Origin of the sequence: Staphylococcus sp. 8AQ (assembly GCF_902506595.1) — a bacterium.
GTDB lineage: Bacteria > Bacillota > Bacilli > Staphylococcales > Staphylococcaceae > Staphylococcus > Staphylococcus pasteuri.
Genome location: NZ_LR733871.1, coordinates 348,453 through 374,769 on the forward strand (window position 1 = coordinate 348,453; position 26,317 = coordinate 374,769).

A 26,317-nucleotide genomic window follows, 5' to 3' on the forward strand; every position below is an offset into this window, starting at 1 on the left:
CGAGTTGAAACATACAGGCGTTCATATTTTAGACTTCAATGACAAAGTCATTGATTATATTAGTCGTGATGACGGCGCATTATTAAATGCAGTGATGAGTACCAACGCTGAAGAAAAATCAGAAACATTCGATTTCACAATGTTAAATGAACGTGCTGAACATTTGCGTGAACGTAATCGTATTATTGCACAAGATAATAATGGTGTTTATCGTGAGTTCATTATTTCTCATGTGGTGGATAACTTTGATGGTACAACTGATGTAGAAAGTAATGCATCATATTTAGAAGATATCGATAAATCACGACCTATAAAACCTGGTAAATATAGTGCTTATAGCACATCTCAAGCCTTGAATGAGACATTACGTAACACTGGTTGGGAAATGTCAGATGACACTGAACATGGTGGTATGAGAACAACATCATGGACTGCTTATTCAACGCCGTATGAAGTTATTAACATGTTATGCACAACGTATAGTATGGTTGCAGATTATTCAATAGAACTCGGCTCACATACAGTTGAACATAGATATGTAACACTTAAGAAACCAGTTAGCTTATTTAAAGGTAAAGAGATTACTAAAGGTAAAGACTTAACTGGTATGACACGTACCGTTGATATGTCAGAAGTACGGACTGCATTATATGCCATTGGTCCCGAAAGCGACACTGGACAAAGATTAGAAAAAATAGTTACAGATGACGACGCTCAGGCACAGTTTGGATTGCCTGGGCGTTACTTATGGAGTGTGTATGAACCTGAATCAGACGATAGCAATATGACTGATGAACGTTTAACTACACTCGCTAAAACGGAACTCAACAAACGTAATAAATCGGCAATCAGTTATGAAATAACTTCTACAGATATACACAAACACTATCCAGAAATGGTTGTATCCCTGTACGACACAGTACGTATTAAGGATAGAGATTTCAGACCACCACTTTATATTGAAGCAGAAGTTATTGGTGTTGATTATGACTTATTACAAGATGAAAGCACTTATAAATTTGGTAATGTGGTTGAATATGACGAAAGCAATTTAAGAGATATATTCACTAAAAAACTTGCAGATATTAGTAAGAAAATGAACGACAATGTGAATAACGTTAATACGATTGTTAATGATGTTGTTGCAGGTCAATTAGAATATTTTGAACGTAAGATATTTAAAGGTGCTACATCTCCCGATAATCCAGTCAATGATATGCTTTGGTATGACACAAGCAATCCTAATGTTGCAGTATTAAGAAGATACTGGAATGGTGAATGGATTAATGAAACGGCACAAAATGTAAAACAATTAGGTGGAATGAGTAGAGAAGAAACGTTATATAATGCGTTGACTAATACATTCCAAAATTTAAGTATTCAACATGCCCAGTTAATCGAAAATGTGTCTGCATTACAAAACAATGAATATTTAACTGATGAGGATTTAAAAAGTCAGTTAGATATTAAATCTAATGCCGTTATAAATGTATATCAACATATTAAATCAAACCTTGATGGTATGACTGCTGAAACAGCAACTATAGGTAATTTGATTGATACACAAGCATTATTTCTTGATTATCGTGAACAATTACAAGATTTATATAAAGCTATGCGTGACGCTCAAGTTTCGGCAGATAAACGATTACAATTACTACAATCTCAATATACTGATGAGAAATTTAAAAATGCATTGCTTAATGTAGCTGATAAATTCGGATTAGTTGTTAATGAAAATAATCAATTAGTCGGAACACCAAATGCAGTTGAACAAGCCATTCAAGCAGCACGTGAAGATACACAAGAACAGTTAAAGTCTTATGTGAGAAGTATTGATTACGAAAGTGACCAAAAAGGCATTGTAGAACGTTTGGATACATCAGAAACGGAAAGAAAACAATTAAGTAATCAAATTTTAGATAGAGTCACAAAAGAAGAATACGACAACGAAACAACTAAAAGATTATCAACTACTAAAGCTGAAACATTAACTGAAAGTGAACAAATATCTCAACGTGTTTCTAAAGATGTATTTGATGAAAGTAGCAAAACTTTAAATAGTGTTGTTTCACAAATCATTAACAATACAACATCAGGTATTACTCTTTCTTATGACGATAACGGTAATATCCAGTCAAGTACTATTGGTCCAAACGGTATTAATTTAAAAGGCGATAAAGTCGACATCACAGTTAACAAAGATTTTAAAGTTGTCACGCAGAATTTAAATAATAAAGTTGGTAAAGACGAGGTTGTTAACCGATTAAACCTTTCTAATGAAGGTTTAGATATCAATGTAAACAACATGGGCATACGTGGTGGTAACAGTTCAGAATATATAGATATTCGTAATACGTCGATTCTTTCTTACGGCTCATTTACTCGAACATGGGCAAATATCACGGATACCGCAAAACTTAAACTAGGTATGAATAAAGGTACGATACAAGTGTCTAATATCAATACTGGATATAATCTATATCTAACAGAAAAAGGCCTCTCTACTATGTTAGCAGGTGCTGGAGATGAAACTGCCGGTACATTAGAATTCCATTCACAACGATACAATGAAATTTCACGTGGTGTGACATTACATTCCACATATGGTGCGGTTGCATTAGCGAGTGATAACAGTCGTGTTATTTTAGATTCAAACTTAACTGTTAACATAGAAAGTCAAACAAGTTCAGTTTATATCAGACCGATGAAAGATAACCGAACAGGTACAAACGAATTTAGATTTTGGGTTAAAAATAATGATACAGGCGCAGATACCGACGGTGTTTTATCGTACGGTTTAATTACGGGTACAAATAACAGTCCTTATGATTTTGGTTCAGGTATACGTTTTGATAAGTCACCAAAATCTAACTACGTATATGCGACTGATAAAGACGGTAACATTGGTACTGGTGACTTTTATGGTCGTAATTTATTAGGAGATTGGTTTGCTAAAGGCGATAACTGTTATGCAAAAGTAGATAATGAAGTTAGAATTACTGACAAACTTGGATATAATAACGGAAACTATAATTTAAAAGGACTTGCAGCAAACGAAATTAGAGCAGGATCTATTCGCACAGTTAGTGGTAATTTCTATATTGGCGTTTCCACCAATGAATTACGAGTAACGAATAACTTACTTTATAACGGTGGAAATATAGGATATAAAGATGTTCATTGTTATGATGTTATTTCAGAAGGTACTGTATATTACACTAAAGGTTGGGAGAAAAAATCATCTGAAAAATATAAAGAAAATATTGAAAGATGGAATTTCAATGCTATAGCTGCTTTAAAAGAAACTGAATTATACAGTTTTAACTATAAATATGATGAAGATAAAACTTTGCAACACGGTGTAGTAATCGAACGAGAAACACCAGATTTGTTTGTTTCAGATAGTAAAAATTCAGTAAAAAATGATGAGATAATGTATACGACATTAAAAGCAGTAAAAGAATTAATAGAAAAGAACGAAAGTTTAGAAAATAAAATTAAAACATTGGAGGAACAAATCAATGGAAAATAATAATCAAGGATTACAAGCTAATCCACAACTTACAATTAATTATCTTACACAGGAAGTAGCAAAACTTACACAAGAAAATGCAATGTTAAAAGCAATCATACAAGAACAAAATTCAGAAAGTGCCGAAGAAGAGTAATCTTTGGCACTATTTTTATACACAAATATAGGAGGAATCGATCATGACAAACGAAGTAGTAAATAAAAAAGAAAATTATATTTTAGTACAAGTAGATAGTGAAGGTGTGGAGAATGCACTCAGTATTGATTATCGTGGGCAATTCTTCCCAAGCACTAACACATCAGCAGCATATAAACTTGATGAGCAAGAGAAAGCAGAAAAGCTCGCTCAACGTCTTAATAGTTTAAATGAATTGAATTATGAATTTGGTATCGCAAAAGAGTTGTTAACTATTAAAGTAGCAAAGCAAGTTGTTGACGTTACTTATACAGAGGAACCACAAGTTTAATACTTGTGGTTTTATATTGAATAAAATGAGGTGCTAGATTGAAAAAAACATATTTTGATTATATCCACAAAGTGATTCTGTATATGGGGTTTGGAATACTTATGTTCGAAAGAGGCTTCTTTTGGGCAAAAGAACAGGAAGATGTGCTTGATGATTCGCAATTCTATATAGCACTTCATAACATCATGCCTATTTGGGTATGGGGGATTCTTGGTATGGTATTTAGTTTAATGTTGATCATCGCTCCTTTCTTCTTACCTAAAAGAGAAATGAATAATGTATTTAATTATTTAATTTTAATTGGCGGTGCAGGTAATGGTTTGTTTTACTTTTTAATGACATCGGCAAGTATATTTCATGCTATTAATTGGCTTACACCACTGCAATTTTCCACATTGGCAGTGGTAAACATTATGGTTTCTGTACTTGGAGTGATTGGTATTGTCCGAAAATAATGAAAAGTATGTATTACGTCATGAGTGGGAGCGTAATACAGGTAAGATATATGAAAGAATCAACGAGAACGACAGAAAACACACAGAGGCAATTAGTAGCTTAAATAACAAAGTAGATAAACAAACATTAATACAAAAACAAACCTATGAATCACAGAAGAAACAAGAAAGTCATTTAGAAAAGATTAGTGATAAAATGACAGATTTCGTATCAGAAGTTAATGACTTGAGGTATGAAGTTAAAGGTCACGATGAACAAATAAAAAGTTTCAGTCAAATATTGACTAAAAAACAAACTTTTAATGTAGGTATAGCTACTGCAATTGTAACAGGTATATTTGGTTTATTATCTGCTGCCGTTGGACTAGCACCTATATTATTTAAGTAAAGTCGTCGCAATGCGTTGGCTTTTTATTTTACACAAAAGGAGCATAAATAAATGACTGCAGATAAATTAAAACAATATATTGGATTATTTGGTGGTATGTTAGGGGCTTTATACCTTGCATTAAAAGCAAGTGGTATCGAGGTTCCTTTTTTAATGCCCGAAAAGTTAGACGCATGGCAAAATTTCGCTACGTCAATAGTGCCTTTTGTAATTGCAGTATACGGTGTCTATAAAAACACGTATGTAATTCACTCGCATTCAAAAGCACAAGAAGAATATTTAAAAGAAAATAATTTAAAATAGGAGTGTTATTAATGGCTACAGAGAATTGGAAAGGTGTTAAAGTAAGATATCAATTACTAACAAAAGGCACGCGACGTTATGGTGAAAAAATGGACGGTGGTAAACCGCAATTCATCGTTGCGCATGATACAGGTAATATCAACACAACTGCACAATCAAATGTAACTTACTATGAGAATACTTATAATATACCTTGGAATAACGTAGCTAGTGCTCATATATTCGTTGACGATAAAGAATGTATCATTTGTATACCAACAACAGAGAAAGCTTGGCATGTACTCTATGACGCGCCTACAGATAACATTTGGTACAACAGAGACGCTAATGATGTAGCGATAGGTGTTGAAATATGTTATTTCAGTGATAGAGAACGTAGTAGAAAAGCGTTAGACAATGGTGCTAGAGTATTAGCATATCTTGCAGAGTATTGGCATATTGATTACAAAACTAGAATGCCAGGACATCAAGATATTCAAGCAGATAAACAAGATCCAGGAAACGCATTAGAAGCGTCTGGTTATGGCAGAAATACATCAAATCTTGATAAGTTAGTCGCTAAATACTACAAACAAAATGTAAAGGTTAAAGCTACACCAGTGAAAGTAGAAAAAGGTGCGACATCATTTACACGTGATGAATTCGTAAAATGGTTAAAATCTACAGTAGATAAACAATATGATTATGATTTATACGCAGCTTTTCAATGTGTCGATTACGCAAATGTAGGTTGGGATAAATTATTTGGTCATGGACTTAAAGGTAATGGAGCGAAAGACATTCCTTTTAATGCTTACAATAAAGATAAATTTAAAAGTGAGGCTACAGTATTCAAAAACACGCCTAGCTTTTTAGCTAAACCAGGTGATTTAGTCGTTTGGGGAGAACAAATGGGCAATGGTTGGGGTCACGTTGCTTGGGTCGTTGAAGCAACGCTTGATTACATCGTTGTACTTGAACAAAACTGGCTCGGTGGTGGTTGGACAAGTGGACCAATCAATAATGGAACCGGTTGGGAAACGGTCACACGTCGTAAACACGAATACGACACGCAAATGTGGTTTATACGTCCTAAATTTAGTAAAAAGAAAACAGAATCTAAATTACTCAAGAAATCGAAAGAGAAAAAGAAAGAAAAACAGATCACATGGAATTGGAAAGGTAGATTTACTACTAATACAACAATCAAAGTAAGACGTAGTCCAAGCGTGAAAGGTTCTGTCGTACCTAGTTCTGATTGGTTGTTATCCAATCAATGGGTAGACTTTGTGAGTATTACTAAAAAAGACGGTTATTGGTGGGCGAAGTTCAAATATCCTACTAATCCATCATCAGGATATTTCTATTGTGCGTTATGTAAAATAACAGACAAACAAGAAAAAATTAAAAATGAGAAGTATTGGGGTTCCATAAACTGGAAATAATATGTTAATATAAATATATAGTTCTGATTAATATAATCACAAAGAACTTTAAAAGTAATTTAACACATTTCCTTTCAATCAAGGGTAGTCCTAGCGACTGCCCTATTTTTTTATGTAAAAATTTAAATAAAACACTTGTAACATAAACAACTGTGCAGTATAATTGTATTTGTAAGTTAGTTAATGACTTACAAACCACCATGAGAGGAGGTGGTTGATTTGGACGACATCATAAAAATGCTGATGCTCATCGTACTTGCTACAGTACAAAGAACACCAGCAATTATAAAACAACTAAGAAAATGGCATCTAGATTATCTTAAAGCCAAGAAAGATAATCAGAAAAAATGATTAATCCAACAGGGGCAAAAGCCCCTACCTCTTTTCATGGTTATTATATTACAGATAGGTGATGAATTCAAATGAATATCATTTTTAAAGTAATGCTTTTAATATTTATTTTATTATTGCCCGAGATAATTAAGTTTGCAAGAATCCAACATATGAAAAAATTAGGGTATAGATATGAAGGTGAAGAACTTGTCAGAATACAAGAAAAAAATAATTGAATTGATTGAAAGTGATATAACAGGATATAAAATATATAAAGCTACTGGTGTATCACAATATGTACTATCACAATTAAGGCAAGGCAAACGTGATGTAGATAATTTAACCTTAAACACTACTGAAAAGCTATACGAATATCAAATTAAAATAGAGGAAAATAATCAGTAATATGCTATAATATAACTAATAACGATAACGTCTTTATGACGGTACTATATTCTATTGCCACATTCTAAATGAATGTGGTTTTTTTATGAATTTAATCGAAAAAAAGACAATTTAGGGTTTCTTCACTGTTAAATAAGTGATACATTTAATTTGTGGTATAATTCCCCAATTATCCACACTCATAAAATCACCATTTTAAACGATTATTATCTTTTCTTTATGCTGGGTAGCCCGAAAGGCTACCTTTTTTATTGTACGTATTCAAAAACAAGCTATAATGAGTGTAGGGATTATTTCAATTTGCATTTAAGGTGGTCAATAGACCGCCTTATTTTTTATACATAAATTTAATGTGTACATAAAAAATATTGTGTGATATATTGGAATAGTGTTTTCTTTAGAATATATAACTGTATAAACAACCAACTAATATACTTCGTGTTGTTTTTTTGCATTATATTATTAATTGTTGTATTATATAATATGCATGTATAACCTCATATACTTTGCATTAAAGAGATAATTGTTTTAATTATCTCTTTTTTTTATGTTATTATTTTTTTACATGCAAAGAACTTAGCCTTACGATAATCCCTTTGTAAAACTCAAGCATGTCACTGAGTGTTATTTTCCATGCATTTTAGTAATGCAAAATTTGCGAAATACTCGTAGCCTTTAAGGTGCGAGTATTTTATTTTGCGAATTAATTACCAAAAAACAGTATTTTTATAATGTATTGTCAAAAGTAAAAATATCGTGTATATTAATATTTGAACATTCCAATGTAATTGTAGTGTTCGACTTTAAAGTGTTCTCATAAAATTCTGTTCGTTTAAAGATGCAGTCCAAGGGACTGCTCTTTTTTATATTCAATTATATACATTAATTTTAGATTACTATATTCTATTTCTAGTTAAATTATAAATGTTTTTTTATTCTCAATGTGTTATAATTATTTTCGGAGTTTCAATACTCCATCTCTCACAATAGATCTTCTGTTTAATTTATTTTAACCATACCCTTTTTGGGTGTGGTTTTTTTATTTGGAACTTGGGTCCCTAAAAAGTCCCTAAAAATCTGTTTTATATAGTGTGTTATTAGACGGCAAAATAATAAGAACCCCGTCATTACGGGATTCTTATTTTCAAAAAGTGTTTAATTTTTCGTTATTAGCCCCCTCGAAGGGAATCGAACCCCTATTCTAAGAACCGGAATCTTATGTGTTATCCATTACACTACGAGGGGTAAAGATATAAAGCTTATTTCTGTACTAAATCAATTAAAATAAGTACAATCAAAAATAGTTATTTCTAGTGTACAAAAGTATTTAACTTAACGTCAATGAACAAGTTAAGCTAAAGAGCTTTATTTTTGACCATTTTTGACTTTTAGTTTAAAATTAGGATTAACAGTTATTACAAGGAGGAAATATAAATGAATTTAATTCCTACAGTTATTGAAACAACAAACCGCGGTGAACGTGCGTATGATATTTATTCACGTTTATTAAAAGACCGAATTATTATGTTAGGATCACAAATTGATGATAATGTAGCAAACTCTATCGTGTCACAATTATTATTCTTACAAGCACAAGACTCAGAGAAAGATATTTACTTATATATCAATTCACCAGGTGGTAGTGTAACAGCTGGTTTTGCGATTTATGATACAATCCAACACATCAAACCAGATGTACAAACTATTTGTATTGGTATGGCTGCATCAATGGGTTCATTCCTATTAGCTGCAGGTGCTAAAGGTAAACGTTTTGCTTTACCTAACGCTGAAGTAATGATTCACCAACCATTAGGTGGCGCACAAGGTCAAGCAACTGAAATTGAAATCGCTGCTAACCATATCTTAAAAACACGTGAAAAATTAAACCGTATTTTAGCTGAAAGAACTGGTCAATCTATTGAAAAAATTCAACAAGATACAGATCGTGATAACTTCTTAACTGCAGAAGAAGCTAAAGAATATGGTTTAGTTGATGAAGTAATGGAACCAGAAGGTAAACAATAATTCATTACACAATAACTTTTTAACAAATGATATTCTAAAAGGTGTCAGGACAAATTCAATTGTTCTGACACCTTTTTTAATTAAAAAATACTCAATCAAAGTGCGACTTTGATTGAGTGTCAATTTTATTTATTATAACGTGCTTTGTTGTTGGATTTCTTTGTTTCATTTTTCAATCCACGAATTGAAAAATATAAAACACCTATACCTATAATCATAAAAAGTAAAGAGAGTGATATCATAATAATCGAATGGTCAAACGCAAGTACGCCGTTAATTATACAAATAACGCCTGCTATAATGAGTAAAATATATGTTAATCGATTGTTTTGAGAGTTCTTCATAGATGTACCTCTTATCTTATTTACTAACTAAATCATCAAGTGCACTTTTAAGATTATTATACATGAAATTAAAACCTAGTGCTTGTAGTTTATTTGGTAATACCTTTTGTGTATCTAATACTACAGTTGACATTTCACCTAAAACTAATCTCATAGCAAAACCTGGCACCCATGTTTCATGAGGTTTGTGCATAGCTCGACCTAATGTATAGCCAAATAGATTTTGACGTTCAGGAATTGGGGCAGTTAAATTAAATGGTCCATATGCTTTTTCATTACCAATAGTAAATAGAATAGCACGTGTTAAATCATCGATATGAATCCAAGAATACCATTGATATCCAGAACCAAGTTTACCGCCTACATAGAACTGATAGGGTAATTTCATAGTTTGAAGTGCACCACCATCATTAGATAAAATCATACCAAATCGACCTAATACAACTCTAGTTCCAAAGGATTCAAATTGTTGAGCAAATCTTTCCCATTGATAGACGATATCTGATAAAAAGTCGAAAGGTAGCGTTTTAAATAATTCAGTATAACTATGATGATAGTCAGGAGGGTAATAACCCATTGCACTCGCGTTAAATAATACTTCTGGTTTATGTTTTCTTTCTTTAAACAAATCAACTAGCGCTTGAGTAGATTGAATTCTACTTAACATCAAAGTCTGTTTATAATCTTCAGTCCATCGTTTATTAAGTGTAGCGCCTGCTAAGTTAATGACAATATCTACATCGGGAACGTTATTTTCCCAACCTTCTTTAGCCCAATTTACATAAGAAACCTTAGTATCATTAGATTGTTCATCATGTCTAGTTAAAATTGTTATATGGGCATTTGACTTTTTAATTTCGTTTACTAAATGCGAACCAACCATACCAGTTCCGCCAGTTATTAAATAATTTTTCATTATTTCACCTCAACTTGAAAATTGTAATTCATAAATTACTTAAAGTGATTCTAGTTATTCAAAATTTATCCATTTTTTAGCCAACAATATGTCAAAGACTTTTTTATAATCGTATTTAAAAATTTTTATGTTAAGTTATAATAAATTTGTACCTTCGGAAATTAATTAAACATCTCTTAATTAGTATGAGTATACCCCATAATATACTAGCGAAGGTAAATTTTGACTCCCTTTAGTAGTGGCCCATGCGAGCAGCGTATGGGTCTTTTTCTACCTTCAATCCTATTCTAAATGATAATTACATCTTTTTACAGAAATTAACTTAAAAACGAAAAATATATTATGCAATATAAAAAGACATTTTGAAATTACTAATTAAAAATCCATATAAAGCTAAATAATAGCAACAGGATAATGATATAAAAAAAGCTTTCACGTAGTTTAGGAACATGATCTTGATTATTATCATTTGATATGAGCATCTTTTTTAATGTTATTTTTTGTTTTTCTTCTTTATCAAATTCCAGTGAATCATCAAGTATTTTCTTCATTATTATCACAAACCGTTCTTATTAAATTTATATTAAAATGGTTAAAATTGATGTTTCTTATTCATTATGATGTTATCATAAGTAAGATAAGTTTAAGTATAAATTTATTTGCTAAACTTAATGAACATTTTAACTTATGTTTTTAACGATTGAATCAATTCATCAACTTAAGATAAAGATTTATTTAATATTATAGAATATTCCATGTTTAAAGTGAGGGAGAATATGTCAAAGCAAGATTTTAATGATTATGAAAATCGAGGCAAAAAAGGTATGAGCGGAATCGCTAAAATAATAAGTATTATTATTGTTTTATTACTATTATTTGGACTAGCATTTGCTATATTTTCATTTGTAGATCATTCTAAAAAAGCAAATGAGCGCCTTAATAACGAGACAAAGCAAGAGCAGAAAGACAAAAAAGACAAAGACGATAAAGATAAAAAAGAAAAATCTTCTGACGATAAGTCTAAAGAAAATCAAAATACTCAACAACAGACTCAACAAACTCAGCAAACTCAACAAAATACACGTCAACAAACAACACAACAACCTTCAACTCAACAAAGAACGCAACAGCAAAAAACGCAACAAAAATCAAAAGTAGATAATAAAACAAAAGAAAAACAAAGCACACAAGAAAAACAAAGTACAGAAGAGAAGCCAAGTACGCAAGAGAAACAAAGTACTGAAGAAAAGCCAAGTACTCAGGAAAAACCAAGTACCCAAGAAAAGCCAAGTACTCAGGAGAAACAAAGTACTCAAGCTAAACCTAGCACACAACAATCATCACAGAGTAATAACTCAAGCAATAATACGCAACGTAGTAACACACAACAATCTAGTAATTCTCAAAGTTCACAAAGTCAAAGCAGTTCATCTAAAAGTGAATCAGACGATTAAATAAAAAGCCGATTAAGTATGTAGAGCATTTACTATATGTAAACAACTCTATGACTTAATCGGTTTTTTTCTATTAACAAATTCTATTATGAAAATTACCAAACTTATTAAAATAGCCAATAAATTATCATTGTAATAATGAAAGAAATAAACATTAAAGTACCACAACCCATTGTGCAACCACAACCTGTGTGTGTACATCCATATGAATATGTTTGATATCTTTTTTTAGAGTCATCTTGTATATTTTGATGAAAATGTTCTTCATCTTTATAACGAGGGTCAGTTGGGTCGATGACCTCAACATTATTTTCTTCATTATTGTTCATTATGGAACAAGCCTTCTTCCTAGTTTAGAAATTGATTTAATTAGATTATAAATTAAAGTGTTAGAAATAGAAATGAATGTCGAATATCGTAGAATATCACCGAATGGTTAGTACACAATATAAAGGGTAATATTATAAATATATTGTTTATTAAAGTAAATCCACTGAATGACATAACAAACTTTCAAAAAAGGATAAATTATTGTAACCAAGTGATTAAATTCACGTAACTGTAGGTACAACGAATGAAATCGCTTTACACAATATTTGGAAAATTTTGAGCGGATTTACTTGCATTTTAATTCGCATAATAGTACTATTGCAATTGTAAAGAGGTTAGATTTTGTCCCACGTGGGACTTTAAACGTCAACCCTCTATGATTCAACAAAATTGACTCATCCTTTAGAAATATATTGAGGAGGAACGAGTAGTGAAAGATTTGATCGAAACTCAACAACAACTTATTCCAGATTTGGTCGAAAAGATGTATCGTCGTTTTTCAATCTTAACTACTATTTCTCAAAATGAGCCAGTTGGACGACGCAGCTTAAGTGAACATATGGATTTGACGGAAAGAGTTCTACGTTCTGAAACAGATTTATTAAAAAAACAAGAACTAATCAATGTTAAATCAACAGGTATGGAAATCACTGAAAAGGGTAAAGAAGTAATCAAACAATTGAATGACTACTTTAACCACTATTCAGATGACCATAAAATGGCAATAGCTATTAAAGAAAAGTACAACATAAAAGAAGTACATGTTGTCCCTGGTGATTCTGACGAGAAACAAACAGTTAAGAGAGAAATGGGGAGACAAGCTGGTCAGTTATTAGAAAGCATATTGTATGAAGATGCAATTGTTTCTGTAACAGGTGGTTCTACAATGGCTTATGTAAGTGAATCCATTCATTTATTACCATTTAATGTATTCTTTGTACCTGCTAGAGGCGGACTTGGTGAGAACATGGTTTATCAAGCAAACACTATCGCATCAAGCATGGCGCAACAAGCAGGTGGTTACTACACAACATTGTATGTACCAGATAATGTAAGTGAATCTACATATAATACATTAATGTTAGAACCTTCAGTTAGTCACACACTCGATAAAATAAAACAAGCAAATGTAACCATACACGGTATCGGTGATGCGCTGAAGATGGCGTATCGACGACAATCACATACAGATGTGATAGAAAAACTTCAACATCACCACGCCGTAGGTGAAGCATTTGGATATTATTTTGATGCTCAAGGGAATGTAGTTCATAAAGTGAAAACGATTGGATTACAATTAGAAGATCTTGAGTCCAAAGACTTTATATTTGCAGTAGCAGGTGGTCAATCTAAAGGAGAAGCAATTAAAGCTTATCTTTCTATTGCACCTGAGAATACAGTGTTAATCACTGACGAAGTTGCGGCGAAAGTAATATTAAATTAGGAATAAAAAGTTCAAAGCTTTTTAAATATCATTTTAAAGGAGGCCATTATAATGGCAGTAAAAGTAGCAATTAATGGTTTTGGAAGAATTGGTCGTTTAGCATTTAGAAGAATTCAAGACGTTGAAGGTTTAGAAGTAGTAGCAGTAAACGACTTAACTGATGACGATATGTTAGCTCATTTATTAAAATATGATACTATGCAAGGACGCTTCACTGGTGAAGTAGAAGTTATCGACGGTGGATTCCGCGTTAACGGTAAAGAAGTTAAATCATTCGACGAACCAGATGCAAGCAAATTACCTTGGAAAGACTTAGATATCGACGTAATATTAGAATGTACTGGTTTCTATACTGATAAAGATAAAGCACAAGCTCACGTTGACGCAGGTGCTAAAAAAGTATTAATCTCAGCTCCAGCTACAGGCGATTTAAAAACAATCGTTTACAACACTAACCACCAAGAATTAGACGGTTCTGAAACAGTAGTTTCTGGTGCTTCATGTACTACAAACTCATTAGCTCCAGTAGCTAAAGTATTAAATGATGAATTTGGTTTAGTTGAAGGTTTAATGACAACTATCCACGCATACACTGGTGACCAAAATACTCAAGATGCTCCACACAGAAAAGGCGACAAACGTCGTGCTCGTGCTGCAGCAGAAAACATCATCCCTAACTCAACTGGTGCTGCAAAAGCAATCGGTAAAGTTATTCCTGAAATCGACGGAAAATTAGACGGTGGTGCACAACGTGTTCCAGTTGCAACTGGTTCATTAACTGAATTAACAGTAGTATTAGAAAAAGACGTATCAGTAGAAGACGTTAACAAAGCTATGAAACAAGCTTCTGACGAATCATTCGGTTACACTGAAGATGAAATCGTTTCTTCTGACGTTGTAGGTATGACTTACGGTTCATTATTCGATGCAACTCAAACTCGTGTAATGTCAGTTGGCGATCGTCAATTAGTTAAAGTAGCTGCTTGGTATGACAATGAAATGTCTTACACTTCTCAATTAGTACGTACTTTAAACAAATTAGCTGAGTTATCTAAATAATTAAAGCATAGTTAATTTAACTAGTGCTCTTAACTGTTAAAATTTATAATAAAGCTTATGAGTAAGCGGGGAGCACAAACGCTTCTCCGCTTATTTTTTAATATATGTTTTCCTAATTAAAGGAGGAAATGAAAATGGCTAAAAAAATAGTTTCTGATTTAGAACTTAAAGACAAAACGGTATTAGTTCGTGCTGACTTTAACGTACCTTTAAAAGATGGTGAAATTACAAACGACAACCGTATTGTTCAAGCATTATCAACAATCAAATACATCATCGAACAAGGTGGTAAGGTAGTATTATTCTCACACTTAGGTAAAGTGAAAGAAGAAAGCGACAAAGAATCATTAACTTTAAAACCTGTTGCTGATGATTTATCTAAAAAATTAAACAAAGACGTAGTATTCGTACCTGAAACTCGTGGAGAAAAATTAGAATCTTCAATTAAAGATTTAAAAGCTGGCGATGTTTTATTAGTACAAAACACTCGTTTTGAAGATTTAGATGGTAAAAAAGAATCTAAAAATGACCCAGAATTAGGTAAATATTGGGCTTCATTAGGTGACGTATTTGTCAATGATGCTTTCGGTACTGCTCACCGTGAACATGCTTCTAACGTAGGTATTTCTACTCATTTAGAAACTGCAGCAGGTTTCTTAATGGAAAAAGAAATTAAATTCATCGGTGGCGTAGTTAATGATCCACACAAACCAGTAGTAGCAATCCTTGGTGGTGCTAAAGTATCTGATAAAATTGGTGTAATCAAAAACTTATTAAATATTGCTGATAAAATTCTTATCGGTGGTGGAATGGCTTATACTTTCCTTAAAGCACAAGGTAAAGAAATTGGTTTATCTCTATTAGAAGAAGATAAAATTGACTTTGCTAAAGAATTATTAGAAAGCAATGGAGACCAAATCGTATTACCTATTGATGCTAAAGTAGCTAAAGAATTTTCAAATGATGCTGAAATTACTGAAGTATCAATTGATGAAATTCCAAAAGATCAAGAATCAATGGATATTGGTCCTAAAACAGTTGAATTATTCAACAAAGAATTACAAGGTGCGCATACAGTAGTATGGAATGGACCTATGGGTGTATTCGAATTTAGTAATTTTGCTAAAGGTACTATTGGTGTATGTAAATCAATCGCTAACTTACAAGATGCTGTAACAATTATCGGTGGTGGTGATTCTGCAGCTGCAGCAATCTCACTTGGATTCGAAGATGACTTCTCTCACATCTCTACAGGTGGCGGTGCATCATTAGAATACCTAGAAGGTAAAGAATTACCAGGTATTAAAGCAATCAATGATAAATAATATAAATGTAACTCTGTGTTTTTCTCGAATATATTTGGGAAAATAAAACACGAAAGACATTTTAAGAATTTTAATAAACATTAAATTATTAAGGAGTGTAATGAATGAGAACACCAATTATCGCAGGTAACTGGAAAATGAACAAAACAGTTCAAGAAGCTAAAGATTTCGTTAACGAATTATCAACATTACCTGATCCAAAAGAAGTTGAATCAGTAATTTGTGCACCAACAATCCAATTAGACGCATTAATTACAGCAGTTAAAGATGGCAAAGCTAAAGGCTTACAAATCGGTGCTCAAAATGCATATTTTGAAGATAATGGTGCTTTCACAGGTGAAACATCTCCTGTAGCATTAGCTGATTTAGGCGTAAAATATGTTGTTATCGGACACTCTGAACGTCGTGATTTATTCCACGAAACTGACGAAGAAGTTAACAAAAAAGCACATGCTATCTTCAATCATGGTATGACACCAATTATTTGTGTTGGTGAATCAGATGAAGAACGTGAAAGTGGAAAAGCAAATGAAGTTGTAGGTAACCAAGTTAAGAAAGCTGTTGAAGGTTTATCAGACGAACAACTTAAACAAGTTGTTATCGCATATGAACCAATTTGGGCTATCGGTACAGGTAAATCATCTACATCTGAAGATGCTAATGAAATGTGTGCACACGTACGTAAAACACTTGCAGACGTTTCAAGTCAAGATGTAGCTGATGCAACTCGTATTCAATATGGTGGTAGTGTTAAACCTAACAACATTAAAGAATACATGGCTCAATCAGACATCGATGGCGCATTAGTAGGCGGCGCTTCATTAAAAGTAGAAGATTTTGAACAATTGTTAGAAGGTGCAAAATAATTATGGCAAAACAACCAACTGCCCTAATCATTTTAGATGGTTTTGCAAATCGTGAAAGTGAACACGGTAACGCTGTGAAATTAGCTAATAAACCTAATTTCGATCGTTATTATAGTAAATATCCAACTACACAAATCGAAGCTAGTGGTTTAGATGTAGGTCTTCCTGAAGGCCAAATGGGTAACTCAGAAGTAGGTCATATGAACATTGGTGCTGGGCGTGTTGTTTATCAAAGTTTAACTCGTATTAACAAATCAATCGAAGATGGAGATTTCTTTGAAAATGATGTGTTAAACAACGCAGTTAAACATGTTAAAGATAATAACTCAGCATTACATGTTTTTGGTTTACTTTCTGATGGTGGTGTTCACAGTCATTATCAACACTTGTTCGCTATTTTAGAATTAGCTAAAAAACAAGGTCTTGAAAAAGTATATGTACATGCATTTTTAGATGGACGTGACGTTGATCAAAAATCTGCAATTAAATATATCGAAGACACTGAAGCTAAATTTAAAGAGCTAGGTGTTGGTCAATTCGCTTCTGTTTCAGGTCGTTATTATGCAATGGACCGTGACAAACGTTGGGATCGCGAGCAAAAAGCTTATAATGCCATCCGTAATTTTGAAGGTCCAACGTTCTCTACAGCTAAAGAAGGTGTAGAAGCGAACTATGCTAAAGACTTAACTGACGAATTTGTTGAGCCATTTATCGTTGAAGGACAAAATGAAGGTGTTAATGACGGAGATGCAGTTATTTTCTATAACTTCCGTCCTGATAGAGCAGCTCAACTATCTGAAATATTCACTAATAAAGCATTCGAAGGTTTCAAAGTAGAACGTGTGAATGATTTATTCTATGCTACATTCACAAAATACAATGATGATGTTGATGCAGAAGTTGTATTTGAAAAAGTAGACCTTAAAAACACTATCGGTGAAGTAGCTCAAGACAATAATCTTAAACAATTACGTATAGCTGAAACTGAAAAATTCCCACATGTTACGTATTTCATGAGTGGGGGTCGTAATGCTGAATTCGAAGGCGAACGTAGACGACTAATTGATTCACCTAAAGTTGCAACTTACGACTTGAAACCAGAAATGAGTGCATATGAAGTCAAAGATGCTTTATTAGAAGAATTAGACAAAGGTGATTTAGATTTAATCTTATTAAACTTTGCTAATCCTGATATGGTTGGTCACAGTGGTATGTTAGAACCAACAATCAAAGCGATTGAAGCAGTTGACGAATGTTTAGGTGAAGTTGTAGATAAAATTATCGATATGGGTGGTCATGCGATTATCACTGCAGACCATGGCAACTCTGACCAAGTCCTAACAGATGATGATCAACCTATGACAACTCATACAACTAACCCAGTTCCAGTTATTGTTACTAAAGAAGGCGTAACATTAAGAGAAACAGGACGTTTAGGAGATTTAGCTCCAACATTATTAGATTTATTAAATGTTCAACAACCAGAAGATATGACTGGAGAATCTTTAATTAATCATTAATGTTAGGAAAGTTGTTACAAATAAGGGGAAAACACTCCTTATTTGTTAACTTTTCGTTAACGACATGTATTATTATTTTATTAATCAAATAAATAAAGCTATAATAGCTTTAAATCATATATTTAAAGGAGAAATTAAACATGCCAATTATTACAGATGTTTACGCTCGCGAAGTCTTAGACTCACGTGGTAACCCAACAGTTGAGGTAGAAGTATTAACTGAAAGTGGCGCTTTCGGCCGTGCATTAGTACCATCAGGTGCTTCTACAGGTGAACACGAAGCAGTAGAATTACGTGACGGTGATAAATCACGTTACTTAGGTAAAGGTGTTACTAAAGCTGTTGAAAACGTGAATGAAATTATCGCACCAGAAATCGTTGAAGGTGAATTTTCAGTATTAGATCAAGTATCTATCGACAAAATGATGATTCAATTAGACGGTACTTCAAATAAAGGTAAATTAGGTGCTAACGCTATTTTAGGTGTATCAATCGCTGTAGCTAGAGCAGCTGCTGACTTATTAGGTCAACCTTTATACAAATATTTAGGCGGATTTAATGGTAAACAATTACCAGTACCTATGATGAACATCGTTAATGGTGGTTCACACTCAGATGCACCAATCGCATTCCAAGAATTCATGATTTTACCAGTAGGTGCTGAATCATTTAAAGAATCATTACGTTGGGGCGCTGAAATCTTCCACAACTTAAAATCAATTTTAAGTAAACGTGGATTAGAAACTGCAGTAGGTGACGAAGGTGGTTTCGCTCCTAAATTTGAAGGTACAGAAGATGCTGTAGAAACTATCATTCAAGCTATTGAAGCTGCTGGATATAAACCAGGCGAAGAAGTATTCTTAGGATTTGACTGTGCTTCATCAGAATTCTACGAAGATGGCGTATATGACTACACTAAATTCGAAGGTGAACATGGTGCTAAACGTAGTGCAGCTGAACAAGTTGACTACTTAGAACAATTAATTAACAAATATCCAATCATCACAATTGAAGATGGTATGGACGAAAACGACTGGGACGGTTGGAAACAACTTACAGATCGTATCGGCGATAAAGTACAATTAGTAGGTGACGATTTATTCGTAACTAACACTGAAATTCTAAATAAAGGTATCGAACAAGGTATCGGTAACTCAATCTTAATTAAAGTTAACCAAATCGGTACATTAACTGAAACATTTGATGCTATCGAAATGGCTCAAAAAGCTGGTTACACTGCAGTAGTTTCTCACCGTTCAGGTGAAACAGAAGATACTACAATCTCTGATATTGCTGTAGCAACTAATGCTGGTCAAATCAAAACTGGTTCATTATCAAGAACTGACCGTATTGCTAAATACAATCAATTATTACGTATTGAAGATGAATTATATGAAACAGCTAAATTTGATGGAATCAAATCATTCTACAATTTAGACAAATAAGTTTGACTTAAATGTTGAGTTTACGCAATAAAGTTCACGCTAAATATCTAGGAAGCGCATTCTAGATGATAACCCGTTACAGAGTTGAGGCTGTAACGGGTTTTTTATATTTAAAAATACATTTAATATTAGAATGTCATTTAAATTAGTATGATTTAACTTATACATTGAAACTGGTATAATAATAAAAGTATTCAATTTCAAAAGGAGAACTAAAATGGCTGAAACTACGAGACGAGAAGTTGTTACAGGTAATGTAATTGCTATCAGTTCACTTATATTTTTTATCCTGTTAATCATTCATAACTTTTTCGTGTTAGATACAACGACTGTGAAATCACTATTATCATTAGCAGGTCAGAAGACAACAACACACTCTGTGAATCAAGTATTAAATAGTTTTAGATTTGATGGTATTATGTATTTATTAGCATATTTAGCAGGCGTTATTGCTTATTGGAATCGCCATCCTTACTTATGGTGGTTTATGTTTGCTGTTTATATTTCTAATGCATTTTTCACTCTTGTTAACCTCTATATGGTCGTACAAGGTATATTAGAAGCTAAAAATGTCATTGCTGCATTTCCAATTTTAATTGTAGTAATTGGGTCACTTATTTTAGCTGCTTATATGTTAATCGTTTCAATTAAACGCAAAAGTACATTCAATCGATAGAAGATTGATAATTAATACGAAGATGTGTTATAATTCGTTTCGTATATAATGAATGGAGGACAATTTTTATGCATACATTTTTCATCGTGTTATTAATAATAGATTGTATTGCATTAGTGACTGTTGTATTACTCCAAGAAGGAAAAAGTAATGGACTTTCAGGTGCTATCAGTGGTGGCGCAGAACAGTTATTTGGTAAACAAAAACAACGTGGCGTCGATTTATTCTTGCATAGATTAACAATAATTTTATCTGTAATATTCTTTTTACTTATGATTGGCATAAGTTATCTTGGTATATAAGGTCCGACGATGTTCATGTCGGGCTTTTTTATTTATAATTATACTTGCAAAATAAATGATATAAAAAGCAATGAAGTTCAAATAATACACTTAGAGTTCAAAATAATACTTAATGTAATTTAAAACTCATATTTAAATAAATCTTATAAATTTTTGGAAGAGGGATGAACATAATGCAAATCAAACTACCTAAGCCTTTCTTTTTTGAAGAAGGTAAACGTGCAGTATTGTTATTACATGGTTTTACTGGTAATTCTTCAGATGTAAGACAATTAGGTCGTTTCTTACAGAAAAAAGGCTATACGTCTTATGCGCCACAATATGAAGGACATGCTGCGCCACCAGAAGAAATTTTGAAATCGAGTCCTTATGTATGGTTTAAAGATGTTTTAGATGGATATGAATATTTAGTAGACCAAGGATATGACGAAATAGCAGTTGCTGGTTTATCATTAGGTGGTGTTTTTGCATTAAAATTAAGCTTAAACAGAGATGTTAAGGGTATTATAACAATGTGTGCGCCAATGGATGATAAATCATCAAGCACGATTTATGAAGGATTTTTAGAATACGCTAGAAATTTTAAGAAATATGAGGGTAAAGACCAAGCAACGATTGATTATGAAATGGAACATTTTCATCCTACAGAAACACTTGAAGAATTAAGTGCTACGATGAAAGGTGTCAAAAATCAAGTTGATGAAGTGATGGACCCAATATTTGTTGTCCAAGCAGAACAAGATAAAATGATTGATCCTCAGTCAGCAAATTATATATATGAAACTGTAGAATCTGATGATAAAGATATCAAATGGTATGCGAATTCAGGACATGTGATTACGATTGATAAAGAAAAAGAACAAGTCTTTGAAGATATATACGATTTTTTAGAATCATTAGATTGGTCAGAATAAAAAATAAACAAGATAGATAGAAAGGAGGGGCATAATGAATTTAAAACAATCCATCGAAGAAATGATTAAACAACCTGATTATGAACCCATGTCAGTATCAGATTTTCAAGATGCATTAGGTTTAAATAGTGCCGACTCATTCAGAGATTTAATAAAGGTGCTTGTTGAACTAGAGCAAACTGGTTTAATAGAACGTACTAAGACAGATAGATATCAAAGAAAGCAATCTAATAAAACAAATTCAAAATTGGTAAGAGGAACATTAAGCCAGAATAAAAAAGGATTTGCTTTTCTTAGACCGGAAGAAGAAGGTGTAGATGACATCTTTATTCCACCAACAAAAATTAATAGAGCATTAGATGGCGATACAGTTATCGTAGAAGTTCATAAAGGTAGAGGCGACTTTAAAGGTAAAACAGAAGGTGAAGTAAAATCTATTGAAAAACATTCTGTCACTCAAGTCGTAGGAACTTATAGTGAAGCGAAACATTTTGGTTTTGTGATTCCAGATGATAAACGTATCATGCAAGATATTTTTATTCCTAAAGGTCAAAGTTTAGGAGCAGTAGATGGACATAAAGTATTAGTCCAAATTACAAAATATGCAGATGGTACAGATAATCCAGAAGGACATATTTCAGCTATCTTAGGTCATAAAAATGATCCAGGCGTAGATATTTTATCAATCATCTACCAACATGGTATAGAAATAGAATTTCCTGACAACGTACTTAAAGAAGCAGAAAATGTTCCTGAAGAAATCAAGCCTTCAGAAATAGAAGGACGTCATGACTTAAGAGATGAATTAACTATTACAATTGATGGCGCAGATGCTAAAGATTTAGACGATGCTATCAGTGTTAAAAAGTTAAAAAACGGTAATACTGAGCTTACTGTAAGTATTGCAGATGTCAGCTATTATGTGACCGAAGATTCTGCATTAGATAAAGAAGCATATGACAGAGCAACAAGTGTGTATTTAGTTGACAGAGTGATTCCAATGATACCGCATAGATTAAGTAACGGTATTTGTTCATTAAATCCAGAGGTTGATCGTTTAACGCTAAGTTGTCGTATGGAAATCAACGCTCGTGGTGAAGTAGTCAATCATGAAATTTTCGACAGTGTTATCCATTCTAATTACAGAATGACGTATGATGCGGTCAATCAAATCATCACTGATCAAAACCCAGATGTACGTCGTCAATACAGTGAAATTACTGACATGTTAGATTTAGCTCAAGGTTTATCTAACCGTTTAGTAAATATGCGTAGACGTCGTGGTGAAATAGACTTTGATATTAGTGAAGCTAAAGTTTTAGTTAATAATGAAGGTATTCCAACTGATGTTCAAATTCGTGAACGTGGTGAAGGTGAACGACTAATAGAATCATTCATGTTAGCAGCTAATGAAACCGTTGCTGAGCACTTTAATAAGTTGGAAGTACCATTTATATATCGTGTCCATGAACAACCTAAATCAGACCGTTTAAGACAGTTCTTTGACTTTATTACGAACTTCGGCATTATGATTAAAGGTACTGGAGAAGACATCCATCCAACAACGCTTCAAAGTATTCAAGAAGAAGTTGAAGGTCGTCCAGAACAAATGGTTATTTCTACAATGATGCTTCGTTCTATGCAACAAGCACATTATGATGATGTGAACTTAGGTCACTTTGGTTTATCAGCAGAGTACTATACTCATTTCACATCACCAATTCGTCGTTATCCAGATTTAACTGTCCACCGTTTAATTCGTAAGTATCTAATTGAACATTCAATGGATAAGAAAGAACAACGCAAATGGGAAGATAAACTTCCAGAACTTGCAGAGCATACGTCTCAACGTGAACGTCGAGCAATCGAGGCAGAACGTGATACAGATGATCTGAAAAAATCTGAATACATGGTACAACATATTGATGAAGAATTTGAGGGTATCATTAGTTCAGTAGCTAACTTCGGTATGTTTGTAGAATTACCAAACACGATTGAAGGTATGGTTCATATGTCTAATATGACAGATGATTATTATCGTTTTGATGAACGTCAAATGGCTTTAATTGGTGAACGTCAAGCTAAAGTATTCCGCATTGGTGATGCTGTTAAAGTGAAAGTCACTCACGTTGATGTAGACGAACGCATGATTGATTTCCAAATCGTTGGTATGCCATTACCTAAAAATGATAGAAGTCAAAGACCAGCACGTGGTAAAACAATCCAAGCAAAGACACGTGGTAAATCATTAGATAAATCAAAATCTGATGATAAAGGTAACGGTAAGAATAAGCGTAAACAACGTAAAGGTAAAAATGCGCGCCAACAAGATAAAAAAGGAAATACAAAGCATAAACCATTTTACAAAGATAAAAGTGTAAAGAAAAAATCACGTAAAAAGAAAAAATAAGCAGCAAAGAGGTGAGACAGAATGGCTAAGAAAAAATCACCGGGCACACTAGCTGAAAATCGCAAAGCAAGACATGATTATAATATTGAAGATACGATTGAAGCGGGTATTGTGTTACAAGGTACAGAAATTAAATCTATACGTAGAGGTAGTGCCAATTTAAAAGATAGTTATGCTCAAGTTAAACGTGGCGAAATCTATTTAAATAATATGCATATTGCACCTTATGAAGAAGGTAACCGTTTCAATCATGATCCATTACGTTCTCGTAAGTTGCTATTGCATAAGCGTGAAATTTTAAAACTAGGTGACCGTACACGTGAAATTGGTTATTCAATCATTCCGTTAAAATTATATTTGAAGCATGGTCAATGTAAAGTATTACTAGGCATTGCTCGAGGTAAGAAAAAATATGACAAACGACAAGCTTTAAAAGAAAAAGCAGTTAAACGTGATATGGATCGAGCTGTAAAAGCCCGTTATTAAGCAATACTATTGCTTACACGGGCTACATTTGATATATTAATAAGTGCTTTGTTAGAAAAGTGAATGTATTTTAGTTCATAAATTTGGTTCGCGACTTAAATGACTTGATGTTGTTTGAGATCGAGATGTTATTGACTGAAAGATGAGTTTGAATTCTACAAAGTACACTTTTTATTACGGGGACGTTTATGGATTCGACAGGGGTCCCCAGAGCTTATTAAGCGTGTCGGAGGGTTGTCTCCGTCACTAACACACTCAGTTTATAATAACTGGCAAATCAAACAATAATTTCGCAGTAGCTGCGTAATAGCACTCTGCATCGCCTAACAGCATTTCCTATGTGCTGTTAACGCGATTCAACCTTAATAGGATATGCTAAACACTGCCGTTTGAAGTCTGTTTAGATGAAACTTAATCAAACTAGCATAATGTTGGTTGTTTATCACCTCTCATTATGCGAAATTCAATGATAAACTACACACGTAGAAAAATTTGTATCAGGACCTCTGGACGCGGGTTCAAATCCCGCCGTCTCCATTATTAAGCCTGCAACCCATGTGGTTGTGGGCTTTTTTGTTTTTTGAGAAGAAAAAAAGTGTACAAGATAGTGAAGTAATAAGTTCCAGAATAAATAGTAACTTATTACTTCACTAAATCATTTGATTAATCAAACAACTAATTTTATTATTTCTGTTTTTATAAAAGCGACAATACTGAGATAGAGATGAAAATATCGTATGCTGAATGAGTTGGGATCCGAAGACTCCAGGATATGCAATATGCTAATGCCATTGAATGGTGTAATTTCCAAGCAATAACTTATTAACAACAAATATATAAGTTGGACACAAATGTATGTATTACATTAGTGATAAATATAAATAAAGACACTCAATGTTACTCAAAGGGTTATAGAGGCAGTACATAGCTCGAATAGTGCTCACGTAACAGGTATTAAGTTACTACGCAAAGAAAAAGCGGACCAATAGATTCAAAGTAAGAAAGTTGAGATTATGGACGATACCATTTTATCTGCCAAAGAAACATTGTTTCTATTAACACAATCAGCAGTAGGCGATGAAACGGAAACAAAAGAAGTTGTAGTTAAAAAAAGTTAATCCAGATACAGGAGGATGAACCTCGTATACAACGAACATGTGGAAACAGTTGAAGTACCTATTAAAACAAGTGATCGTTTGAAAGCTCGTGATTTGCTCGGCATGTTACGGATAAGGTAGATGTGAATATGCCATTACCAGTGTTTATTAATAGTATAGGTCAAGAAGATGAAAAGAACGAGAGAGATTAAGAAAAGTTAAATAAACAATATCCGAATGCAGATTTTTATATTGATGATATTAGGTAGGTTTGAGGAGTAGGATAAATAAACAGTACTAGGTACTAAAATATAATATAATGATATTGTGTAGTTGCTTTTTTCATATATAATCTTTTTATTTTGTAGATTTAAATATATAATGTATAAAACTA

The 26,317-nt window shown here is 32.9% G+C and carries 25 protein-coding genes, 1 tRNA gene, 1 other RNA gene and 1 pseudogene; 24 read left to right on the forward strand and 4 right to left on the reverse strand.

From position 1 onward, the window contains the following. The first annotated feature begins 4 nt into the window (after positions 1-4). The 9 genes from GVY01_RS01825 to GVY01_RS01855 all read left to right on the forward strand — a co-directional run bounded on the left by GVY01_RS01825 (position 5) and on the right by GVY01_RS01855 (position 7,310). Entirely contained in the window at positions 5-3,535 is a 3,531-nt protein-coding gene (locus GVY01_RS01825; protein WP_159333619.1) for a phage tail spike protein, read from the forward strand. Continuing rightward, positions 3,525-3,671, forward strand: coding sequence for a hypothetical protein (locus GVY01_RS12510; RefSeq protein WP_017636885.1), 147 nt, complete (start codon positions 3,525-3,527; stop codon positions 3,669-3,671). The genes GVY01_RS01825 and GVY01_RS12510 overlap by 11 nt, the downstream gene beginning before the upstream one ends. 43 nt (positions 3,672-3,714) lie before the next feature. Further along, on the forward strand, positions 3,715-4,002 hold the full coding sequence (locus tag GVY01_RS01830) for a hypothetical protein (RefSeq protein WP_017636884.1): 288 nt from the start codon (positions 3,715-3,717) through the stop codon (positions 4,000-4,002). Between the two features lie 38 nt (positions 4,003-4,040). Further along, positions 4,041-4,457: a hypothetical protein gene (locus GVY01_RS01835; protein WP_017636883.1), complete on the forward strand. Its 417-nt coding sequence runs from the start codon at positions 4,041-4,043 to the stop codon at positions 4,455-4,457. Further along, positions 4,444-4,845 (forward strand): hypothetical protein, encoded by a 402-nt coding sequence (locus tag GVY01_RS01840; protein ID WP_017636882.1) that lies wholly within the window; start codon positions 4,444-4,446, stop codon positions 4,843-4,845. Before GVY01_RS01835 ends, GVY01_RS01840 begins: the two co-directional genes overlap by 14 nt. 51 nt (positions 4,846-4,896) lie before the next feature. Then, positions 4,897-5,148, forward strand: coding sequence for a phage holin (locus GVY01_RS01845; protein ID WP_017636881.1), 252 nt, complete (start codon positions 4,897-4,899; stop codon positions 5,146-5,148). A gap of 11 nt (positions 5,149-5,159) precedes the next feature. Further along, positions 5,160-6,572, forward strand: coding sequence for an N-acetylmuramoyl-L-alanine amidase (locus GVY01_RS01850; RefSeq protein ID WP_017636880.1), 1,413 nt, complete (start codon positions 5,160-5,162; stop codon positions 6,570-6,572). A 219-nt stretch (positions 6,573-6,791) separates the two neighbouring features. Next, positions 6,792-6,923: a hypothetical protein gene (locus GVY01_RS12715; protein WP_017636879.1), complete on the forward strand. Its 132-nt coding sequence runs from the start codon at positions 6,792-6,794 to the stop codon at positions 6,921-6,923. Positions 6,924-7,112: 189 nt separating this feature from the next. Beyond that, complete coding sequence (locus GVY01_RS01855; RefSeq protein ID WP_017636877.1) at positions 7,113-7,310, forward strand: hypothetical protein; 198 nt, start codon at positions 7,113-7,115, stop codon at positions 7,308-7,310. Positions 7,311-8,483: 1,173 nt separating this feature from the next. Here GVY01_RS01855 and GVY01_RS01860 read toward each other — a convergent pair. Then, positions 8,484-8,555 (reverse strand) — tRNA-Arg (locus tag GVY01_RS01860). A gap of 189 nt (positions 8,556-8,744) precedes the next feature. On the opposite strand from GVY01_RS01860, the gene clpP reads away from it, so the two are divergent. Further along, positions 8,745-9,335: an ATP-dependent Clp endopeptidase proteolytic subunit ClpP gene (gene clpP, locus GVY01_RS01865; RefSeq protein ID WP_017636876.1), complete on the forward strand. Its 591-nt coding sequence runs from the start codon at positions 8,745-8,747 to the stop codon at positions 9,333-9,335. Between the two features lie 125 nt (positions 9,336-9,460). On the opposite strand, the gene GVY01_RS01870 is transcribed toward clpP, so the two are convergent. Further along, complete coding sequence (locus GVY01_RS01870) at positions 9,461-9,679, reverse strand: hypothetical protein (protein WP_017636875.1); 219 nt, start codon at positions 9,677-9,679, stop codon at positions 9,461-9,463. Between the two features lie 16 nt (positions 9,680-9,695). After that, a complete protein-coding gene (locus GVY01_RS01875) occupies positions 9,696-10,595 on the reverse strand; it encodes a TIGR01777 family oxidoreductase (protein WP_017636874.1) in 900 nt (299 codons plus the stop codon). Positions 10,596-11,371: 776 nt separating this feature from the next. Between GVY01_RS01875 and GVY01_RS01880 the strand changes: the two genes are divergently transcribed. Then, positions 11,372-12,049, forward strand: a complete 678-nt coding sequence (locus tag GVY01_RS01880; protein WP_159333620.1) for a DUF4887 domain-containing protein — start codon at positions 11,372-11,374, stop codon at positions 12,047-12,049. Between the two features lie 107 nt (positions 12,050-12,156). On the opposite strand, the gene GVY01_RS01885 is transcribed toward GVY01_RS01880, so the two are convergent. Further along, positions 12,157-12,378 carry a hypothetical protein gene (locus GVY01_RS01885; RefSeq protein ID WP_017636871.1) on the reverse strand — a complete coding sequence of 74 codons (222 nt, stop codon included), beginning with the start codon at positions 12,376-12,378 and terminating at the stop codon, positions 12,157-12,159. 431 nt (positions 12,379-12,809) lie between these two features. Here GVY01_RS01885 and GVY01_RS01890 point away from each other — a divergent pair, with 431 nt between their 5' ends. The 13 genes and pseudogenes from GVY01_RS01890 (at position 12,810) to GVY01_RS01950 (ending at position 26,135) form a co-directional block, all read left to right on the forward strand. Further along, positions 12,810-13,823, forward strand: coding sequence for a sugar-binding transcriptional regulator (locus GVY01_RS01890; protein WP_159333621.1), 1,014 nt, complete (start codon positions 12,810-12,812; stop codon positions 13,821-13,823). 51 nt (positions 13,824-13,874) lie between these two features. Further along, a complete protein-coding gene (gene gap, locus GVY01_RS01895) occupies positions 13,875-14,882 on the forward strand; it encodes a type I glyceraldehyde-3-phosphate dehydrogenase (protein WP_159333622.1) in 1,008 nt (335 codons plus the stop codon). Between the two features lie 134 nt (positions 14,883-15,016). Further along, on the forward strand, positions 15,017-16,207 hold the full coding sequence (locus GVY01_RS01900; protein ID WP_017636868.1) for a phosphoglycerate kinase: 1,191 nt from the start codon (positions 15,017-15,019) through the stop codon (positions 16,205-16,207). Positions 16,208-16,311: 104 nt separating this feature from the next. After that, entirely contained in the window at positions 16,312-17,073 is a 762-nt protein-coding gene (gene tpiA, locus GVY01_RS01905) for a triose-phosphate isomerase (RefSeq protein ID WP_017636867.1), read from the forward strand. Positions 17,074-17,075: 2 nt separating this feature from the next. After that, complete coding sequence (gene gpmI, locus GVY01_RS01910) at positions 17,076-18,593, forward strand: 2,3-bisphosphoglycerate-independent phosphoglycerate mutase (protein WP_017636866.1); 1,518 nt, start codon at positions 17,076-17,078, stop codon at positions 18,591-18,593. 140 nt (positions 18,594-18,733) lie between these two features. Beyond that, positions 18,734-20,038 carry a surface-displayed alpha-enolase gene (eno, locus tag GVY01_RS01915; RefSeq protein WP_017636865.1) on the forward strand — a complete coding sequence of 435 codons (1,305 nt, stop codon included), beginning with the start codon at positions 18,734-18,736 and terminating at the stop codon, positions 20,036-20,038. A 217-nt stretch (positions 20,039-20,255) separates the two neighbouring features. Further along, positions 20,256-20,714 carry a hypothetical protein gene (locus GVY01_RS01920; protein ID WP_017636864.1) on the forward strand — a complete coding sequence of 153 codons (459 nt, stop codon included), beginning with the start codon at positions 20,256-20,258 and terminating at the stop codon, positions 20,712-20,714. Positions 20,715-20,782: 68 nt separating this feature from the next. Continuing rightward, positions 20,783-21,016: a preprotein translocase subunit SecG gene (secG, locus tag GVY01_RS01925; protein ID WP_017636863.1), complete on the forward strand. Its 234-nt coding sequence runs from the start codon at positions 20,783-20,785 to the stop codon at positions 21,014-21,016. Positions 21,017-21,189: 173 nt separating this feature from the next. Next, the gene (locus GVY01_RS01930; RefSeq protein ID WP_017636862.1) at positions 21,190-21,930 is read left to right on the forward strand and encodes an alpha/beta hydrolase; all 741 of its coding nucleotides are present in this window, start codon (positions 21,190-21,192) and stop codon (positions 21,928-21,930) included. 34 nt (positions 21,931-21,964) lie between these two features. Continuing rightward, positions 21,965-24,340 carry a ribonuclease R gene (rnr, locus tag GVY01_RS01935; RefSeq protein WP_159333623.1) on the forward strand — a complete coding sequence of 792 codons (2,376 nt, stop codon included), beginning with the start codon at positions 21,965-21,967 and terminating at the stop codon, positions 24,338-24,340. A 21-nt stretch (positions 24,341-24,361) separates the two neighbouring features. Continuing rightward, a complete protein-coding gene (gene smpB / locus GVY01_RS01940) occupies positions 24,362-24,826 on the forward strand; it encodes an SsrA-binding protein SmpB (RefSeq protein WP_017636860.1) in 465 nt (154 codons plus the stop codon). A gap of 178 nt (positions 24,827-25,004) precedes the next feature. Then, positions 25,005-25,366, forward strand: a transfer-messenger RNA (tmRNA) gene (gene ssrA, locus GVY01_RS01945). A gap of 341 nt (positions 25,367-25,707) precedes the next feature. Next, positions 25,708-26,135 (forward strand): annotated as a pseudogene (locus GVY01_RS01950) (terminase small subunit). Positions 26,136-26,317 lie beyond the last annotated feature (182 nt).

Excerpts from the sequence above, each read along its gene's own strand:
- smpB (WP_017636860.1), top strand. The coding sequence starts at position 24,362 with ATGGCTAAGAAAAAATCACCGGGCACACTAGCTGAAAATCGCAAAGCA.
- GVY01_RS01920 (WP_017636864.1), top strand. The coding sequence starts at position 20,256 with ATGGCTGAAACTACGAGACGAGAAGTTGTTACAGGTAATGTAATTGCT.
- clpP (WP_017636876.1), top strand. The coding sequence starts at position 8,745 with ATGAATTTAATTCCTACAGTTATTGAAACAACAAACCGCGGTGAACGT.
- rnr (WP_159333623.1), top strand. The coding sequence starts at position 21,965 with ATGAATTTAAAACAATCCATCGAAGAAATGATTAAACAACCTGATTAT.
- GVY01_RS01880 (WP_159333620.1), top strand. The coding sequence starts at position 11,372 with ATGTCAAAGCAAGATTTTAATGATTATGAAAATCGAGGCAAAAAAGGT.
- GVY01_RS01885 (WP_017636871.1), bottom strand. The coding sequence starts at position 12,378 with ATGAACAATAATGAAGAAAATAATGTTGAGGTCATCGACCCAACTGAC.
- GVY01_RS01900 (WP_017636868.1), top strand. The coding sequence starts at position 15,017 with ATGGCTAAAAAAATAGTTTCTGATTTAGAACTTAAAGACAAAACGGTA.
- GVY01_RS01850 (WP_017636880.1), top strand. The coding sequence starts at position 5,160 with ATGGCTACAGAGAATTGGAAAGGTGTTAAAGTAAGATATCAATTACTA.
- GVY01_RS12510 (WP_017636885.1), top strand. The coding sequence starts at position 3,525 with ATGGAAAATAATAATCAAGGATTACAAGCTAATCCACAACTTACAATT.
- GVY01_RS01870 (WP_017636875.1), bottom strand. The coding sequence starts at position 9,679 with ATGAAGAACTCTCAAAACAATCGATTAACATATATTTTACTCATTATA.
- gap (WP_159333622.1), top strand. The coding sequence starts at position 13,875 with ATGGCAGTAAAAGTAGCAATTAATGGTTTTGGAAGAATTGGTCGTTTA.
- eno (WP_017636865.1), top strand. The coding sequence starts at position 18,734 with ATGCCAATTATTACAGATGTTTACGCTCGCGAAGTCTTAGACTCACGT.
- GVY01_RS01845 (WP_017636881.1), top strand. The coding sequence starts at position 4,897 with ATGACTGCAGATAAATTAAAACAATATATTGGATTATTTGGTGGTATG.
- gpmI (WP_017636866.1), top strand. The coding sequence starts at position 17,076 with ATGGCAAAACAACCAACTGCCCTAATCATTTTAGATGGTTTTGCAAAT.
- GVY01_RS01875 (WP_017636874.1), bottom strand. The coding sequence starts at position 10,595 with ATGAAAAATTATTTAATAACTGGCGGAACTGGTATGGTTGGTTCGCAT.
- GVY01_RS01830 (WP_017636884.1), top strand. The coding sequence starts at position 3,715 with ATGACAAACGAAGTAGTAAATAAAAAAGAAAATTATATTTTAGTACAA.
- GVY01_RS01930 (WP_017636862.1), top strand. The coding sequence starts at position 21,190 with ATGCAAATCAAACTACCTAAGCCTTTCTTTTTTGAAGAAGGTAAACGT.
- tpiA (WP_017636867.1), top strand. The coding sequence starts at position 16,312 with ATGAGAACACCAATTATCGCAGGTAACTGGAAAATGAACAAAACAGTT.
- secG (WP_017636863.1), top strand. The coding sequence starts at position 20,783 with ATGCATACATTTTTCATCGTGTTATTAATAATAGATTGTATTGCATTA.